This is a genomic window from Burkholderia mycopellens (assembly GCF_964265025.1).
Taxonomy (GTDB): Bacteria; Pseudomonadota; Gammaproteobacteria; order Burkholderiales; family Burkholderiaceae; genus Burkholderia.
This window is the reverse complement of the sequence record NZ_OZ183802.1, coordinates 1206075-1222646: the sequence shown is the minus strand read 5'-3', so window position 1 is coordinate 1222646 and position 16572 is coordinate 1206075. Positions and strand designations below refer to the sequence as shown.

Below are 16572 nucleotides of genomic sequence, written 5' to 3'. Positions count from 1 at the left end.
CGATGTCGGCCGTGTGCGTCATGCGTCGTCCGCATCGGCGCCATCGCTACCTTCCGCGCCGAGCAGCCCTGCCGCCGTATCACCCGGCAGCGCCTCGACCTGCTTCAGCTTGCGGCTCATCACGCGCGTACGCTGCTCGGCGGACTCGATCGAGCGCGTGACCGTTTCGAGCTGCGCCTTCGTGCGCGCGAGCACGTCGCCGAACTTGCCGAACTCCGTCTTCACAGCGCCGAGCACCTGCCACACCTCGCTCGAGCGCTGCTCGATCGCGAGCGTGCGGAACCCCATCTGCAGGCTGTTCAGCAATGCGGTGAGCGTCGTCGGGCCGGCGACCGTCACGCGATAGTCGCGCTGCAGCAGGTCGGTCAGCCCCGGGCGACGCAGGATCTCCGCATAGAGCCCTTCGGTCGGCAGGAACAGCAGCGCGAAATCGGTCGTGTGCGGCGGCGAGACGTACTTCTCGGCGATCGTGCGCGCCTCCAGCCGCACGCGTGCTTCGAGCGCGCGGGCCGCCTCCTCGACCGCCACCGCATCGGCGCGCTCCTGCGCGTCGATCAACCGCTCGTAGTCCTCGCGCGGGAATTTCGCGTCGATCGGCAACCACACCGGCGGTGCGTCGCGCGTGCCCGCTTCGCGGCCCGGCAACCGGATCGCAAATTCGACGCGCTCGCTGCTCTTCGGCACCGTCGCGACGTTCTTCGCGTACTGCTCGGGCGTCAGCATCTGCTCGAGCAGCGCCTCGAGCTGTACTTCACCCCAGGTGCCGCGCGTCTTCACGTTGGTCAGCACCTTCTTCAGGTCGCCAACGCCCGCCGCGAGCGTCTGCATCTCGCCGAGCCCGCGATGCACCTGCTCGAGCCGATCCGACACGAGCTTGAACGACTCGCCGAGCCGCTGCTCGAGCGTCGCGTGCAGCTTCTCGTCGACGGTGCGGCGCATCTCCTCGAGCTTCGCCGCGTTGTTCGTCTCGATTTCCTTCAGCCGCTGTTCGAGCGTCGCGCGCACCTCGCCGATCCGGCGGTCGTTCGCTTCGGTCAGTTGCGTGAGCTGCCGGTTCAACGTGTCGCCGAACAGCCTGAGTGCGCCCGTCTGCTCCTCGCGCGCCTGCTGCGCCTGCCGCTGCACGCTCTCGCGCATCGCGTCGAACTGCTGCGCATTGCCGGCGACGAGCTTGCCGAGCTGCTGCGCAAAACCTTCGATCTGGTTGTTCTGCACGGTTGCCACGCTCGTCAGCTGCGCGGCGAGCGTCTGCTGAAGCTGCGCGAAGCTGCCGGCCAGCTCGGTACGCGAGCCGCGCGCGTTCTCGACGATCTCGCCGCGCAATTCGCGTTCGAGCCGCTCGACCGCGCGCGCCTGTGCATGCGCGGCGTCCTCGATCTGGTCGCCCAGTACCGCCGCATCGTCGTGGCGGCCACCGCCACGCACGAGCGCGACAATCGCCACCGCAAGCGCGACGGCCAGCACGACGACCGTCGCAAGCAACAACGTCATCGTCATACGCGCGGCTTCCCGATCACGTCAGGGTTGATCGGATTCGGCGGCTGCCCTGCGCGCGGCCCTTCGCCCAGCGCGGCGATCAGGTTGTCGGCGGCGAGGTTCGCCATCGCGCGGCGCGTTTTTTCGGTCGCACTCGCGATATGCGGCGTCAGCACGACGTTCGGCACCTCGAGCAGCGCCGGATGGACCGTCGGCTCGCCTTCGTACACATCGAGGCCGGCCGCGGCGATCGTCCCGTCGCGCAGCGCGACGGCCAGCGCCGCGTCGTCGACGATCCCGCCGCGCGCGATGTTGGTCAGCGTCGCGGTGGGCTTCATCTTCGCGAGCTCGGCCGCGCCGATCGTGTGATGGTTCTCCTTCGTATACGGCAGCACGAGCACGACGTGATCGGCACGGGCAAGCAGCGCATCCTTCGACACGTATTCGGCATTCAGCTCGGCCTCGATCTCGGGCGCGACCCGCGACCGGTTGTGATAGATCACCTGCATGCCGAAGCCGCGCGCACGGCGCGCGAGCGCCTGGCCGATGCGCCCCATCCCGATGACGCCGAGCGTCGAGCCGTAAATGTCGCTACCGAGGAATCCGTCGTACGCCCACTTCTGCCAATGGCCGGCCCGCAGCCAGTGCTCGGATTCGGCAATCCGGCGTGCGGCGGCCATCATCAGCGCCCATCCGAAATCGGCAGTCGACTCGTTCAGCACGTCGGGGGTGTTGGTGCCGAGCACGTTCGCCGCGTTGAACGCGACCATGTCGAAATTGTTGTAGCCGACCGCCATGTTCGCCACGACGCGCAGGCGCGGCGCCGCCGCGAGTTCAGCCGCACCGACCGGATCGCCGGCCGTCAGCGCACCGTCCTTGTCGGCCAGACGCGCGGCGAGCGCATCGGGAGCGAGTGCGTCGCCGTTGTTCCAGTCGACGTCGAAATACTGCTTGAGGCGCTCGATCACGTCCGGAAAGATCGGACGCGCGACCAGGATCTTCTGCATCGCCATCTCCGCATGCCGCGGACGGAACACAGCGCGCCGTGCGCCGCCGGGACCGCCCGCCCTAGGTTGAAAATCGTCAGCTTACGCCGTGAAGAAGATCCACGACGTCAGCAGGAATACCGGTATCAGTACGACCAGCGCCCAGCCGAGATACGCAAAGAAGCTCGGCATCTTCACGCCGCGCGATTCGGCGATCGCCTTCACCATGAAGTTCGGTGCGTTGCCGATATAGCTGTTCGCGCCCATGAACACCGCGCCCGCGGAAATCGCGGCGAGCGTCGACGCGCCGGTCGTCATCAGCGACTGCGCATCGCCACCCGCGAGGTTGAAGAACACGAGATAGGTCGGCGCGTTGTCGAGGAACGACGACAGGATGCCGGTCGCCCAGAAGTACATCGCGTCGATCGGCTTGCCGTCCGGCCCCGTGACGAGATGGACGATCTGCGCGAATGCGCCGTCGGCCCCAGCGCGCAGGATCACGATCACCGGCGCGATCGTCACGAAGATCCCCGCGAACAGCTTCGCGACTTCCTCGATCGGCGCCCAGTTGAACGCGTTGCCCTCGCGCGCGGAGCGCGGCGTCAGCGCGAGCGACGCGAGCGTTACGACCACGAGCGCGACATCGCGCACGAGATTCTGCAGCGCGACGTGGGTGCCCCACACGTCGAACGTGATGCCCGGCTTCCACACGCCGCTCATCAGCACCAGGCCGATCACGGCTGCGAGCAGCACGAAATTGATCTTGCCGTCGATCGACAGCCTGTCGCTGTCCGGCGTCGGATCGAGCACGGCCGGCCGCTCCTCGCCGCCCTTGCGGTAGAAGTACGTATCGAGCGCGAAGAACAGCGCCAGCAGCACAACGCAGATGAACAGCATCGGCAGTGCAAGATGCGTGGTCGTCCAGAAGAAGCTCACGCCATTCAGGAAACCGAGGAACAGCGGCGGATCGCCGAGCGGCGACAGCGAGCCGCCCGCGTTCGCGACGAGGAAGATGAAGAAGATCACGACGTGCACGACATGCTTGCGGTTGTCGTTGGCGCGCAGCAGTGGCCGGATCAGCAGCATCGCGGCGCCCGTCGTACCCATCACGCTCGCGAGCAGCGTGCCGAGCGCGAGGATCGCGGTGTTCAGTTTCGGCGTGCCGTGCAGGTTGCCGTTCACGCAGATCCCGCCGGCGACCGTATACAGCGCGGTGAGCAGCACGATGAACGGGATGTATTCCTCGAGCAGCGCATGCACGAGCGTGCCGAACGCGGTGCCCGCGCCGAACGCGAACGCGAACGGGATCAGGAGCGCGAGCGCCCACCCGGCCGCAATCTTGCCGAAGTGGTGATGCCAGAACACGGGGGCGACGAGCGGGAACAGTGCGATGGACAGCAGGATCCCGGCGAACGGGATACCCCAGAGGGCAGACAGCGTGGCACCGTCGAGCGTTGCGGCCGATGCAAGCGCGGGAACGGCGCCAAGCGCGATCCCCGACGCCATGCCCGCCCAGGCGGCATGTCGTTTCATGCGGAACTTCCTTGTTCGAGTGGTAGTGGATGCAGCGGGCGCGTCACGCGCCCCGTACAACGATCACGTGAACGCGGTACGGGCCGTGCGCGCCCAGTACGATGGTCTGCTCGATATCGCCCGTGCGCGACGGGCCCGACACGAAATTGACCGCGCGCGGCAATTCGCCACGCTCCGAGCGGATCAGCGCAAATGCGTCTTCATGACCGGCGACGATCCGCGACGCGGGAACGATTGCGATATGCGTTTCCGGCAGCAGGCCGGCCGACGCATAGGTGTCGGGGCCGGACAGCAGCACCAGCGAGCCCGTTTCGGCGGTCGCGCAAAAGCAGCCGGTGACGCCGACCAGATCGCCGTCGCGCGGCTTGCGGCATTCGACCGACAGGCCTGCGCCCGCCCAGTCGAAATCGGCCAGCGTGCGCCACGCGACGGCCTGCGTCGGCAGGCCGTGAGCGGAAAGGTAGCGAGCCGCGGCGGCCGGTACCTCGGCAAGCGTCGCGACTTCGTCGACCGTCGTCGACAGGCGTGCCGCTTCGTCGACGAATGCAGCGACGAGATCGGCCGGCGCCGGCGGGCGCGGGCCCTCCGGATGCCGAACGAGGTAGTCGGCAACGCCGTCGCGCTCGGCCGAATCGGGTTCGGCCGCACGCCCCTGTGCCGCGCGAATGCGCGCGAGGATCTGACGACGGGCAGCGGAAGTGTCCATGAACGGTCCTCGTGACGTTGGCGGGCGATACTGTCGGATTATACCGGCCGACCTCGCCGCAACGCAGTTTTGGCCGCTCGGCCGACGCCTACTTCGACGCGTCCTCCTCGACCGGCTGCGCGATACCGAACACCTGGCGCAGGTACGCGAGATACGCCTTGTCGTCGCACATGCTCTTGCCCGGCGAATCCGACAGTTTGGCGACCGGCTGGCCGTTGCAGCGGACCATCTTGATCACGATCTGCAGCGGCACGTAGCCAAGATCGTTGGTGAGATTCGTGCCCACGCCGAACGCGAGCTTGCAGCGGCCACGGAACCGTTCGTACAGCTGCATGACCTTCGGGATGTCGAGCGCGTCCGAGAACACGAGCACCTTGGTACGCGGATCGCAACGGTTCGACTCGTAATGGCGCAGCATCCGCTCGCCCCATTCGAACGGATCGCCCGAATCGTGGCGCGCGCCGTCGAACAGCTTGCAGAAGTACATGTCGAAGTCGTTCAGGAATGCATCCATTCCGTAGACGTCCGACAGCGCGATCCCGAGGTCGCCGCGATATTCCTTCGCCCACATCTCGAAGCCGTAGATCTGCGAATCGCGCAGCCGCGGGCCGAGCGCCTGGCAGGCCTGCAGATATTCGTGCGCCATCGTGCCGAGCGGTGTGATGCCGTGCTTCATCGCATAAAGCACGTTGCTCGTGCCCGCGAACTGCGGGCCGAGGCCGTCGCGCAGCGTGAGCGCAACTTCCTCGTGCCAGACCTTCGAGAAGCGCCGACGCGTGCCGTAGTCGGCGATCTTGCAGTCGGCGAATTCGGGCTTCGCGCCGAGCAGCTTGATTTTCTCGCGCAGCCGCTCGCGTCCTTCTCGATAGTCGGGCTCGCGCTGCGTGTTGCGGAAATAGACCTCGTTGACGATCGCGAGCACCGGGATCTCGAACAGGATCGTATGCAGCCAGGGTCCCGTGATCTCGATGTCGATCTCGCCGTTGCCCTTCGGCGACGGCGAGATCGAGATGTACTTCTCGTTCAGGTGGAACAGCGCGAGGAAGTCGACGAAATCGCTTTTGATGAAGCGCATCCGCCGCAGGTAGTCGAGTTCGACGTCGGTAAAACGCAGCGAGCACAGGCCGCGCACCTCGTCGCGGATCTCGTCGATGTACGGCACGAGATCGACGCCGGGCGTGCGGCACCGGAAACGGTATTCGACGCTTGCAGCGGGGAAGTGATGCAGGACGACCTGCATCATCGTGAACTTGTAGAGATCCGTGTCGAGCAGCGAAGTGATGATCATGATTACGGCACCGCCAATATCGTGACAGGGCCTCGGCGCACCCCGCGCCGCCCGGTCTGTCGGCCATGTTACCCGAATGCGGGCCCGACCATCGTGAAACCGCCTGCCGCCCGGCGCCGGTCGCCCCGCCCTACCGGCGTACGGTACAGGCGCCCCGTTGGTGCGCCCCTTCGGCGAGCCCCCCCGGACGCCCCTATAAACTAATCACGAAACGATATAAGCCGGATAGCCGACCACGCCATGCGGGTTTTGCGCTTCAGTTACAATGCCGGTTTTGGCGCATACGCCACCCCATATATACCGCCAAGCAGGAGCGTTTTAATGACTCACGTTGTGACCGAAGGCTGCATCAAGTGCAAATACACGGATTGCGTGGATGTGTGCCCGGTGGATTGCTTCCGTGAAGGTCCCAACTTTCTCGCCATCGATCCGGACGAGTGCATCGACTGCGCCGTGTGCGTCGCCGAGTGCCCGACCAATGCGATCTATGCCGAAGAAGACGTTCCGGGCGACCAGCAGCAGTTCACCGCGCTGAACGCCGAGCTGGCGAAGGACTGGCCGTCGATCACGAAGACCAAGCCGGCACCGGCCGACGCAGACGAGTGGAAGGACGTGCAGGACAAGCTGCACCTGCTCGAGCGCTGATCGCGCAGCGGCCGCAAAAAAATTTTGTGCGCCGCGGCTCAAAAGTATTGACGACCTGATCAACGCTCCATATAATCTCGTTTCTCTGCTGTTGTTGTTTGTTCCCCGATAGCTCAGTCGGTAGAGCGCCGGACTGTTAATCCGTAGGTCCCTGGTTCGAGCCCAGGTCGGGGAGCCAAAAACGCATAGGCCCGTTGAAAGTGGACGGGCTTTTTGCTGGTAGACAAACAAGCATGCAGATGTACCGATTTATTCCCCGATAGCTCAGTCGGTAGAGCGCCGGACTGTTAATCCGTAGGTCCCTGGTTCGAGCCCAGGTCGGGGAGCCAAATAGCGAAAGGCCCGTCAATCGACGGGCCTTTTGTTTTTCCGGCCCGCCTTTCGACTTTCGTCGCCCGGTCGCGCGCATGCTAGAGTCTCTGTCCCGCATTCGCATCCGGTTCCATCGATGAAGCACCGCCTCCTCCGCTCGGCCCCCTTCGCCCTCCTGCTTTCCGCGTTCGCCGCGGCGCCGCTCGCGCACGCAGAGGAGGTCGGCAGCGTCAACACCCATTTTCGCGTCACGGGCTCCGATCGCGTGGTCGTCGAAGCGTATGACGATCCGGTCGTGAACGGCGTGACCTGCTACGTGTCGCGCGCCCGCACCGGCGGGATCAAGGGCACGCTCGGCGTCGCCGAGGATCCGAGCGAAGCGTCGATCGCATGTCGCCAGGTCGGCCCGATCAGCTTCAAGGAACCGCTCAAGCAGCAGACCGACGTGTTCAGCGAGCGCATGTCGTTCATCTTCAAGACCCTGCACGTCGTGCGCGTGGTCGACGCCAAGCGCAACACGATCGTCTACCTGACCTACAGCGACCGCATCGTCAGTGGCAGCCCGAAGAACGCCGTCACCGCGGTACCGATGCCGGCCGGCACGACGATTCCGGTCAAGTAAAGCCCGCGCCTGCCGGGCGCGCGAACGATACACTGTCGATTCGACCGCTTCCGCGCCCGATCATGTCCGCCACCCGCCTTCCCGACTCCGCACGCTACTGGCGCACGCCGCTGCTGCCGGATGCGGATCTCGTCACGGCCACCTATCGCGATCACACGTTCGCCCCCCCACTGGCACGACGCGTACACGATCCCCGTGATTCTCGAAGGCGCGGAACGCTTTACCTATCGCGGCAGCGGCTATGTCGCCGAAACCGGCTCCGTACCCGTGATCAATCCCGGCGAAGTGCATACGGGTTCGCGCGCGGCCGACGAGGGCTGGTGCTATCGCGTCAGCTACATGCCGGTCGAATTCATCCGCGAACTCACCAGTGCGATCGCCGGCCGCCCGCAGGACGCGCCGTGGTTTGCGCCCGGCGTGATTCGCGACGCCGATCTTGCGACCAGGCTCACGCTGGCACACCGGATGATGGAGGCCGGCAGCGAGCGCGCACTGCCCTCGCAGGCGCACGGGCAGCCAGCTGACGATCCGGCGAGCGGCGCGCCGCGCATCTACGATCCGCTTGCCGCCGAAACGGCGATGCTGGACGCGTTATCGACGCTGATCGTGCGCCATGCCGACGCACTGCCGCGACCAGCGCCGTTCGCGGCAGACGAACCGCGCGTCGACGCGATGCGCGAGCGGCTCGCCGCCGACCTCATGTGCACGGTGACGCTCGACGAAGTCGCACAGGCTGCTGGCCTGTCACCGTTCCACGCGGCGCGCCTGTTCACCCGCACGACCGGCATGCCGCCGCATGCCTGGCGCAACCAGCTGCGCTTGCAGCGCGCGCTGGCGCCGCTGCGCGCGGGCGTGCCCGTCGCCGACGTCGCGGCGGCCAGCGGCTTCGTCGACCAAAGCCACTTCACACGGCATTTCAAGCGCATGTTCGGCGTGCCGCCCGGGCGCTGGCAGGCGAGCTGACGCGCAGCGTCCGGCCGGCCCCGCGATACCGTCGGCGCCGGCAGGCGGGCAAGCACCGCCCCGATCCCGCGAGCGCAAGAACATACAAGCCAGCACACCCCCTGGCCGCTATCCTCCCGTTGATGGAGGAGCCCCCTTTGAACCCGACACCCGTATCACCTGCCCGCCGCCCATTGAACGAATGGCTCGACGGCGCGCGCGACACGATCCCGATGATGATCGGCGCCGCCCCGTTCGGCGTGATTTTCGGCACGCTCGTTGGCGGCGGCCCGCTCGCCGCATGGCATGGCGCGCTGATGTCGCTCGCCGTATTCGCGGGCTCCGCGCAATTCATCGCGCTCGGCCTGATCGCGGGCAGCGCCAGCTTCGCCGTCGTGCTCGCGACCACGCTGATCGTGAACCTGCGCCACCTGCTGTACAGCGCGACGCTCGCGCCCTATGTCGCACACCTGCCGTTGCGCTGGCGTGCGACGCTCGGCGCACTGATGACCGACGAGGTGTTCGCGGTCGCCTATGCGCACTACCGGCATTTCCCGCCGGGCGCGATCGGCCCTCACTATTTCTTCGGCTCGGGGCTCGCGATGTACCTGAACTGGCAGGTCTGGACACTCGCGGGGATCGGCTTCGGCGCGGCATTTCCAGGCCTGCAGTCGCTCGGTCTCGATTTCGCGATGGCGGCGACCTTCATCGCGATCGTCATCCCGCAACTCGGCACGCTGCGTTATTTTGCGGCGGCCGTGACGGCCGGCCCGCTCGCGTACTTCTGGCAGGGCTGGCCGTACAAGCTCGGGCTGCTCGGTGCGGTCGCCGCCGGCGTCGCGATCGGCGTCGCACTCACGCTGCTGCACGAACGCACGCGCGCCGGCTCGCGCACGGAGGCTGCATCGTGAGCTACGCGCTGCTGATTCTCGGGATGGCCGTCATCACCTACGCGATCCGCTCGACGCTGTTTCTGTTCGGCGAACGGCTGACCTTCCCGCCGCTCGTGCGGACCGCGCTCGGCTTCGTGCCCGTTACCGTGCTGACCGCGATCATCGTGCCGATGACCGTCTCGCCGCACGGCGGCACGGCCGAACTGACCTGGCGCAATCCACAGCTCGTCGGCGCGCTCGCTGCCGTGCTCGTATCGGCAGCCACCCGCCGCCCGCTCGTGACGATCGCGGCAGGGCTCGCGGTGTTCTTTTTCTGGCAAGGGGTCGTGCTGCCCCACTGGCTACCCGCCTGAGTACACGCTCGGTCACGCGCGCTCAAGTTTCCGTACGGCACGCCGATATAGGAGATGAAGACCCGCCACCGGCCTCGGCGCGCACCGGTCAGTCGACGCTGCGCCCGTCCCGGTGCGCCGCGCCGGCCGCCGGCTTGCGCGGGCCGCCATCGAGACGATTCATGGGCCAGATCACCCTTTCCCTCAAGGACGACACGCTCGAGTCCCTGCGCAAGGACTACGACGCGTTCGTGCGCGTGTCGCTGAAACTCGACCCGCAGTTCGCGACGCCGTCGTTCGAGGATTTCCTGCGCGCCAAACTGCTCGACAACATGGTGCCGCTGACCGAGCACGCGGTGCAGCGGATGCTGCAGGGCGGTCAGTACGCGTGGGCAAAACGCACGCTGGACAAGGAATTTCCGGACGTCGTCGCGATCCTGATGCGGCAGGCCGGCGAATTCGGATTCGGCTTCGCGTCACGCTCCGAATGGACCCCCGACGAACTCGCGAAGGCTTGCCGCGACTGGGCGAAGGCGATCGTCGCCGAAGCGCAGGGCGACCCGTCGCTGATCGATCCGCTCGCATCGCAGATCAAGGGGGCGGCGCAAGACATCCAGGCGCTCGAGGAACTGATGCAGACGCCTGCATGGCGACTCGCGGAATCGCTGCGACAACGGGTCTACGAGGCCAAGCTCGCGTGCGAGATGAGCGTCGGCAGCACCGCGCGCGACAAGCTCGGCGAGCTGCGCGGACTGCTGCGGCTCGGGCTCGCGCACGGCTCGTTCCAGAAACAGGAGGCGCAGCAGATCATGGAATACCTGCGGCTGCTGAAGCCGGAGATCTTCGTCGAGGAGCCTTACGACGTCTTCGCCCGCCTCGCCGCGTGGCTGCGCAGCGTATTCACCCCGGCCGCCGCGCGGCCGGCGCAGGGTCAGGGACAAGGACAAAGCCAACGGCGGCCGTAACGGCGCGCCAGATCGCATCGACACATGAAAGCGGCCCGACTCGCGCAACGCGAACCGGGCCGTCGGATGACCGCCGTCGCGACGCACCGTCGAGGACGAACGTCGCGCGGCGCCGGGCACTGCTTACTGCATGGCGCCCTGGGCCGACGCACCGCCCTCCGCGCCGACCGATGCGCCGCCTTCGGTCGCTTCGCCGGCCTTCGCCTTGGCCGAGCCGACACGGCTCTTGGTCGACTTCGCAGCGTGCTTCGTGTGCTTCTTGGCCGAGTGGACGGCCGACGACGCCGTATCCTTCGCGCCATCCGCTGCCGCACCGACCGCATCGGTTGCACCGCCGACCGCATTGCCCGGCGCGTTCGCGCCCGCACTACCCTGCATGCCGGCACCGGCGCCCGCAGCCGGCGTCTGCGCCTGCACGCCGGCACCGGCTGCGCCCTGCACCGCCGCGCCCGTCTGGGCAAATACCGCCGAAGTGGCGAACGCCGTCAGTGCGGCACCGATCAGCATCGTACGAATCTTGGACATGGCAATTCTCCTCAGGAAGTCGTGAGCCCGGACCGCAGCGATGCGACCCGTTGCATCCCCGCCGCAATACGCAGCAGGTACGACAAAAGACCCGCGGCCCGCGCGGCCGGTTCTCGAATCTCTCAGACTGTTACCCACCGTTTCATTTGCTGACGAATGGCTCACACTCCCTAACAACTGCGTGCGGCAGCCGGCCGCGCTCGCGCACCGGCCCGCGGTGCCGTATGATGCGGGGCGACTCCTCCCGCGCATTGCGCCCCCTCTTCGTCATGCCCAATCTGGATTTCACGCTGACCGGCGAATACGTCGAGCTGCATAACCTTCTCAAGATCACCGGCCTCGCGGACAGCGGCGGCACCGCGAAGCTGATCGTCGCGTCCGGCGCGGTGAAAGTCGACGGCGCGGTCGAACTGCGCAAGACCTGCAAGATCCGCGCGGGCCAGGTCGTCCTGCTCGGCGACACGCGCATTGCCGTGCGCGAAGCCTAGGGCCGACGGTTCCCCCTGCCTGCGACATGGCCATCGGCGCGCGCGTTCGACACGGTTCGAATAAAGCCGTAAGCTAGCTCTCTCTCAAAATAAATACATATAGCGCGGGCCCGCACCCGCGCGAGCGCCCATTCCATGTCGCATTCCGGTCTTACGCGGACGGCTGCCGCGCCGCCGTCCCTGTCCAGTCACGCCGCCGATACCGCGCGCCTCGCTGCGCCGCTCGCGATCGCTCAGTTGTCGCAGATGGCGATGAGCGTCACCGACACCGTGCTGCTCGGCTCGCTCGGCCCCGATTCGCTCGCGGCGGGCGGACTCGGCGCGAACTTCTTCTTCGTCATCGTGACCGTGCTGCAAGGCGTGCTGTCGTCGGTCAGCGTCAGCGTCGCGCACGCGCGCGGCGCGAAGGCCGACGAGCGCGTCCCGCACATCTACTGGACCGGCTTCGCGCTGTCCGTGCTGCTCGCGATTCCGGCCATCATCGCGCTGTCGCTGTCCGAACCGATCCTGCTGATGTTCCACGAGCCGCCCTTGCTCGCCCATCACGTCGGCGAATACACGGGCATCCTGCGCTTCGCCGCGCTCGGTAGCCTGATCGGCGTCGGGCTGATGCGCGCCTTCCTGCCGGCGATCGGCGCAGCGCGCCGGCTGCTGTGGGTGTCGATCGGCGGCGTCGGCGTCAACGGCGTACTGAACTACGGGCTGATCCACGGCGCGTTCGGGCTGCCGCGCCTCGGCTTCCTCGGTTCGGCGGTCGCGACGACGATCACGATCTGGCTCACCGCGCTCGCACTGATCTGGCTGCTGCACGGCCGGCAACGCTTCCGCCATTTCGTCACCGCCGCGCGCCCGAAGCTGCCGATGATGGGCGAACTGATCGGCATCGGCTGGCCCGTCGCGATCACGTACGGGGTCGAGTCGACGCTGTTCCTCGCGACCGGCCTGACGATCGGCGTCCTCGGTGCGACGTCATTGGCCGCCCACCAGATCGCGCTGAACGTCGCGTCGGTGGCGTTCATGGTGCCGCTCGCGATCGGCCAGGCCGCCAACGTGCGGGTCGGTTACTGGGTCGGCGCCGGGGCACCCGTCGCCGCGCGGCATGCGGGCTTCGTCGCACTCGGCCTCGGTGTCGCGTTCATGACGCTGTCGGGCATCGTGCTGGTCGTCGCGCCGCATGCGATCGTCGGCCTGTACCTGAACCTCGACGATCCGGCCGACGCGGCCACCGTGTCGCTCGCCGCGTCGCTGCTCGGCATCGCCGCGGTGTTCCAGATCGTCGACGGCGCGCAGACTGTCGGGTCGGGTGCGCTGCGCGGCCTGAAGGACACGCGCATCCCGATGCTCGCGGCGACCCTCGGCTACTGGGGCATCGGCTTTCCGACCGGCTACTGGTTCGCTTTCCACGTGGGCCTCGGCGCCCGCGGCCTCTGGTGGGGCCTCGCGGCCGGCCTCGCAAGCGTGGCCGTGCTGATGGCATGGCGCTTCCATCTGAAGAGCGCGTCGCTCGTGACGTCATCGCGCTGAGCGCGACAAGACACGAAATCCGGGCCGGCGCTATGCTAGTCGGCTGAAGACCCCAAGACGCCGCGCGAGCGGCGCGACTGCCTCACGATACGTCTGGTTACGTCTGATGCCGCGCGACGACGCGTGGCCTTTCCCCTTTCCTGGAGGAGTGGATCATGAACGAAGCAGTTCGGATGGAACGCGATACGTTTGGCGAGATCGCCGTGCCGGCTGACCGGCTCTGGGGCGCGCAGACCGAACGCTCGCTGCAGAATTTCCGGATCTCGACCGAGAAGCAGTCGCCCGAGCTGATCCACGCGCTCGCGATCGTCAAGCGCGCCGCAGCGGCCGTGAACCAGTCGCTCGGCGTGCTGGCCGACGACAAGGCGCGCGCGATCATCGACGCGGCCGACGAAATCATCGCCGGCAAGCATCCGCGTGAATTCCCGCTCGCCGTGTGGCAGACGGGCTCCGGCACGCAGACCAACATGAACCTCAACGAGGTGATCGCGAACCGCGCGAGCGAGCTGATGGGCGGCGAGCGCGGCGAAGCGCGCAAGGTTCATCCGAACGACGACGTGAACCGCGGCCAGTCGTCGAACGACGTGTTCCCGACCGCCATGCACGTCGCGGCCGCGTACGCGATCGTCAACCACCTGCTGCCGGCGCTGCGCACGCTGCGCACGACGCTCGACGCGAAGTCGAAGGCGTTCGCCGACATCGTGAAGATCGGCCGCACGCACCTGCAGGACGCGACGCCGCTCACGCTCGGCCAGGAGTTTTCCGGCTACGTTGCGCAGCTCGACCAGGGCATCCGTCACGTCGAATCGGCGCTGCCGCACCTGTACGAACTCGCGCTCGGCGGCACCGCGGTCGGCACGGGACTGAACGCGCATCCGGAGTTCGCCGTGCGCGTCGCCGATGAAATCGGCCGGCTCGCGAAACTGCCGTTCGTGACGGCGCCGAGCAAGTTCGAGGTGATGGCCGCCGCCGACGCGCTGGTGTTCGCGCACGGCGCGCTGAAGACGGTCGCGGCCGGCCTGATGAAGATCGCGAACGACGTGCGCTGGCTCGCGAGCGGGCCGCGCTGCGGGCTCGGCGAGCTGTCGATTCCTGAAAACGAGCCGGGCAGCTCGATCATGCCGGGCAAGGTGAACCCGACGCAGTCCGAAGCCGTGACGATGCTGTGCTGCCAGGTGTTCGGCAACGACGTCGCGGTCAACGTCGGCGGCGCGAGCGGCAATTTCGAGCTGAACGTGTTCCGGCCGATGATCGCGCACAACGTGCTGCAGTCGGTGCGGCTGCTCGCCGACGGCGCGCAGAGCTTCAACGACCACTGCGCGGTGGGCATCGAGCCGAACCGTTCGCGGATCGACCTGCTGCTGAACGAATCGCTGATGCTCGTGACGGCGCTCAATCCGCACATCGGCTACGACAAGTCGGCGCAGATTGCGAAGAAGGCGCACAAGGAAGGCACGACGCTGAAGGCGGCCGCGCTCGCGCTCGGCTACCTGACCGAGGCGGAATTCGATGCGTGGGTACGTCCCGAGCAGATGATCGGGTCGCAGTAACGGCAGGACGACGGGCGCGGCGCGATGCGCGGCGCCCGCGGCGGTCAGACCGCGCCCTTCGCGACCTCTTCCGGTTTCATCTCGACGATCTTGTCGAGCGCGGCCCGCACGTCGGCCGCATATTTCGCGAGCACCTTCTGCTCGTCGGTCTCGGGCACGAACGGCGGTACCGGCACCGGGTTGCCGTTCTCGTCGACTGCGACGAACACGACGAGGCAATCGGTTGTCTGGCGCAGCATGCCGCCCTTCGGATCGCCGGCATGCACGGACACATGAATGTGCATGCTGGTGCGACCCGTCGCAACGACGCGCGCCTTCAGCTCGACCAGATTGCCGACCATGATCGGACGCTGGAAACGGATGTTGCCGACGCTGACCGTCACGCAATAGCGGCTCGACCAGACGGCCGCGCATGCATAGGCGACCTCGTCGATCCACTTCATCAGCGCGCCGCCATGCACCTTGCCGCCGAAGTTCACCGACGACGGCTCGGCGAGGAAGCGAAATACGGTTTCGGTGCGATCGAGGGCGGCCGGTACGGGGGACGGTTGGGACATCTTGTTGGCTCCAGGCGGCAGGGGCGCTGTAATCGGGCCATTATACGTTGCACTGCGGCAACGCGCCGCGGGGCGCCCCGTGTTGCGCGGCTGTCGGGGCGGTGACTGGCGCGCGCACGGCCGGCTCCGGTCAGCGGCGCACCGTGATGCCCTGGTCGATCGTTCCGTACATCTCGATGCTGCCGCCGCGCTCGCCGGCCGCACCCGCACCGCCCTGCGCACAGGCCGCGCAAACGAGTGCGGCCGCCAGCAAACAGAAAATCGTCTTCATCGTTGCATCGTGTCACGTGCGGCCGCCCGCTGCGGCCGCTTTCGGCCATTCTACGCGCGCGCCGCAAGCAGCCGCAGCGCGGTTCCGCCGCATCGACGGCGCCTGTGCCGATGCATCCGACATTTCAGCCAAAAACGAAACATCGAATGCGCACGCCCACTACACTGGGGATCATCCCGCCTGACGAGACACGACGATGACCGACCAAGACGACCACCACTTTCCGGGCCTGAGCCGCATCGGCTCGCTGATCGCCGACCCCGGGCGCGCCGCGATGCTGTGGGTGCTGATGGACGGCAGCGCGAGACCGGCAGGCGAACTGACGATGATCGCGGGGCTGTCGCCGTCCGCTGCAAGCGCCCACCTCGCGCGCTTGACCGAAGGCGGCCTGCTCGCGCTCGACGTGCGCGGCCGGCATCGCTACTACCGGATCGCGTCGGCCGACATCGCGGCGTCGCTCGAGGCGCTCGCGAACGTCGCCCGCGCGGCTGCGCCGCATCGCCCGGTTCCTACGCCGTCCCGCACGGTCCCGGCCGAACTGCGCTATGCGCGCACCTGCTACGACCACATGGCCGGCGAACTCGCGGTGCGCATCTTCGACGGGCTCACCGCGCGCGGCTGGCTGCTGGCCGACGGTGATGCGATCGAGACCACCGAACTCGGCACCCAGGCGCTCACGCAATGGGGCATCGACGTCGCGCAGCAGCGCACGCGCCGGCGCCGCTTCGCGTGCGGCTGTCTCGACTGGAGCGAGCGGCGCTCGCATCTCGGCGGCGCACTCGGCGCAGCGCTGCTCGAGAGCTTCTGCGCGCACGGCTGGATCGAACGCGCGGCACGGCCTCGCGTGCTGCGCGTCACCGTGCCCGGACAGCAGGTTTTCGACGGGTGGCTTACGTCCGCTTGACGCCAGCATTGCATCTGCGCGACAACGGCGCACGATCGACAGGTTTTGTTACA

General features: G+C 67.3%; 17 protein-coding genes, 2 tRNA genes and 1 pseudogene. 12 read left to right on the top strand and 8 right to left on the bottom strand.

Features of this window, described 5'->3' with window-relative positions; translation table 11 throughout:
• Positions 1-18: 18 nt before the first annotated feature.
• From rmuC to pncB, 5 genes are all read right to left on the bottom strand, one after another.
• Complete coding sequence (rmuC, locus tag ACPTTC_RS05760; RefSeq protein ID WP_423391817.1) at positions 19-1497, bottom strand: DNA recombination protein RmuC; 1479 nt, start codon at positions 1495-1497, stop codon at positions 19-21.
• Positions 1494-2483 (bottom strand): 2-hydroxyacid dehydrogenase, encoded by a 990-nt coding sequence (locus ACPTTC_RS05755; protein WP_423391816.1) that lies wholly within the window; start codon positions 2481-2483, stop codon positions 1494-1496. Before ACPTTC_RS05755 ends, rmuC begins: the two co-directional genes overlap by 4 nt.
• Before the next feature lie 81 nt (positions 2484-2564).
• Complete coding sequence (locus ACPTTC_RS05750) at positions 2565-3995, bottom strand: sodium:proton antiporter (RefSeq protein ID WP_423391815.1); 1431 nt, start codon at positions 3993-3995, stop codon at positions 2565-2567.
• A gap of 43 nt (positions 3996-4038) precedes the next feature.
• Entirely contained in the window at positions 4039-4701 is a 663-nt protein-coding gene (locus ACPTTC_RS05745; protein ID WP_423391814.1) for a LutC/YkgG family protein, read from the bottom strand.
• Positions 4702-4789: 88 nt separating this feature from the next.
• Positions 4790-5989, bottom strand: coding sequence for a nicotinate phosphoribosyltransferase (gene pncB, locus ACPTTC_RS05740; protein ID WP_423391813.1), 1200 nt, complete (start codon positions 5987-5989; stop codon positions 4790-4792).
• Positions 5990-6310: 321 nt separating this feature from the next.
• On the opposite strand from pncB, the gene fdxA reads away from it, so the two are divergent.
• The 8 genes and pseudogenes from fdxA to ACPTTC_RS05700 all read left to right on the top strand — a co-directional run bounded on the left by fdxA (position 6311) and on the right by ACPTTC_RS05700 (position 10700).
• Positions 6311-6634 carry a ferredoxin FdxA gene (gene fdxA, locus ACPTTC_RS05735; protein WP_011351384.1) on the top strand — a complete coding sequence of 108 codons (324 nt, stop codon included), beginning with the start codon at positions 6311-6313 and terminating at the stop codon, positions 6632-6634.
• A 102-nt stretch (positions 6635-6736) separates the two neighbouring features.
• Positions 6737-6812: transfer RNA gene (locus ACPTTC_RS05730), tRNA-Asn, on the top strand.
• 75 nt (positions 6813-6887) lie between these two features.
• Positions 6888-6963: transfer RNA gene (locus ACPTTC_RS05725), tRNA-Asn, on the top strand.
• A gap of 119 nt (positions 6964-7082) precedes the next feature.
• Positions 7083-7568: a CreA family protein gene (locus tag ACPTTC_RS05720; RefSeq protein WP_011351383.1), complete on the top strand. Its 486-nt coding sequence runs from the start codon at positions 7083-7085 to the stop codon at positions 7566-7568.
• A 62-nt stretch (positions 7569-7630) separates the two neighbouring features.
• A pseudogene (locus ACPTTC_RS05715) lies at positions 7631-8531 on the top strand (AraC family transcriptional regulator).
• Positions 8532-8653: 122 nt separating this feature from the next.
• Positions 8654-9421, top strand: a complete 768-nt coding sequence (locus ACPTTC_RS05710) for an AzlC family ABC transporter permease (protein WP_423391812.1) — start codon at positions 8654-8656, stop codon at positions 9419-9421.
• Entirely contained in the window at positions 9418-9756 is a 339-nt protein-coding gene (locus ACPTTC_RS05705) for an AzlD domain-containing protein (protein ID WP_104768634.1), read from the top strand. The genes ACPTTC_RS05710 and ACPTTC_RS05705 overlap by 4 nt, the downstream gene beginning before the upstream one ends.
• Before the next feature lie 161 nt (positions 9757-9917).
• On the top strand, positions 9918-10700 hold the full coding sequence (locus tag ACPTTC_RS05700) for a DUF4088 family protein (protein ID WP_175951700.1): 783 nt from the start codon (positions 9918-9920) through the stop codon (positions 10698-10700).
• A 123-nt stretch (positions 10701-10823) separates the two neighbouring features.
• Here ACPTTC_RS05700 and ACPTTC_RS05695 read toward each other — a convergent pair whose 3' ends face one another.
• Positions 10824-11225: a hypothetical protein gene (locus tag ACPTTC_RS05695; RefSeq protein ID WP_423391811.1), complete on the bottom strand. Its 402-nt coding sequence runs from the start codon at positions 11223-11225 to the stop codon at positions 10824-10826.
• 269 nt (positions 11226-11494) lie between these two features.
• Between ACPTTC_RS05695 and ACPTTC_RS05690 the strand changes: the two genes are divergently transcribed.
• The 3 genes from ACPTTC_RS05690 to fumC all read left to right on the top strand — a co-directional run bounded on the left by ACPTTC_RS05690 (position 11495) and on the right by fumC (position 14787).
• Complete coding sequence (locus ACPTTC_RS05690) at positions 11495-11713, top strand: RNA-binding S4 domain-containing protein (protein ID WP_006486208.1); 219 nt, start codon at positions 11495-11497, stop codon at positions 11711-11713.
• Between the two features lie 135 nt (positions 11714-11848).
• Positions 11849-13237 (top strand): multidrug efflux MATE transporter NorM, encoded by a 1389-nt coding sequence (gene norM, locus ACPTTC_RS05685; protein WP_423391810.1) that lies wholly within the window; start codon positions 11849-11851, stop codon positions 13235-13237.
• 155 nt (positions 13238-13392) lie between these two features.
• Entirely contained in the window at positions 13393-14787 is a 1395-nt protein-coding gene (gene fumC, locus ACPTTC_RS05680) for a class II fumarate hydratase (protein ID WP_047850516.1), read from the top strand.
• A gap of 44 nt (positions 14788-14831) precedes the next feature.
• Here the strand turns inward: fumC and ACPTTC_RS05675 are convergent, their stop codons facing one another.
• Both ACPTTC_RS05675 and ACPTTC_RS05670 read right to left on the bottom strand, forming a co-directional pair.
• On the bottom strand, positions 14832-15344 hold the full coding sequence (locus ACPTTC_RS05675; RefSeq protein WP_039370920.1) for an acyl-CoA thioesterase: 513 nt from the start codon (positions 15342-15344) through the stop codon (positions 14832-14834).
• 130 nt (positions 15345-15474) lie between these two features.
• Positions 15475-15615 (bottom strand): hypothetical protein, encoded by a 141-nt coding sequence (locus ACPTTC_RS05670; protein ID WP_163008963.1) that lies wholly within the window; start codon positions 15613-15615, stop codon positions 15475-15477.
• A 196-nt stretch (positions 15616-15811) separates the two neighbouring features.
• Between ACPTTC_RS05670 and ACPTTC_RS05665 the strand changes: the two genes are divergently transcribed.
• The gene (locus tag ACPTTC_RS05665; RefSeq protein ID WP_423391809.1) at positions 15812-16519 is read left to right on the top strand and encodes an ArsR/SmtB family transcription factor; all 708 of its coding nucleotides are present in this window, start codon (positions 15812-15814) and stop codon (positions 16517-16519) included.
• Positions 16520-16572 lie beyond the last annotated feature (53 nt).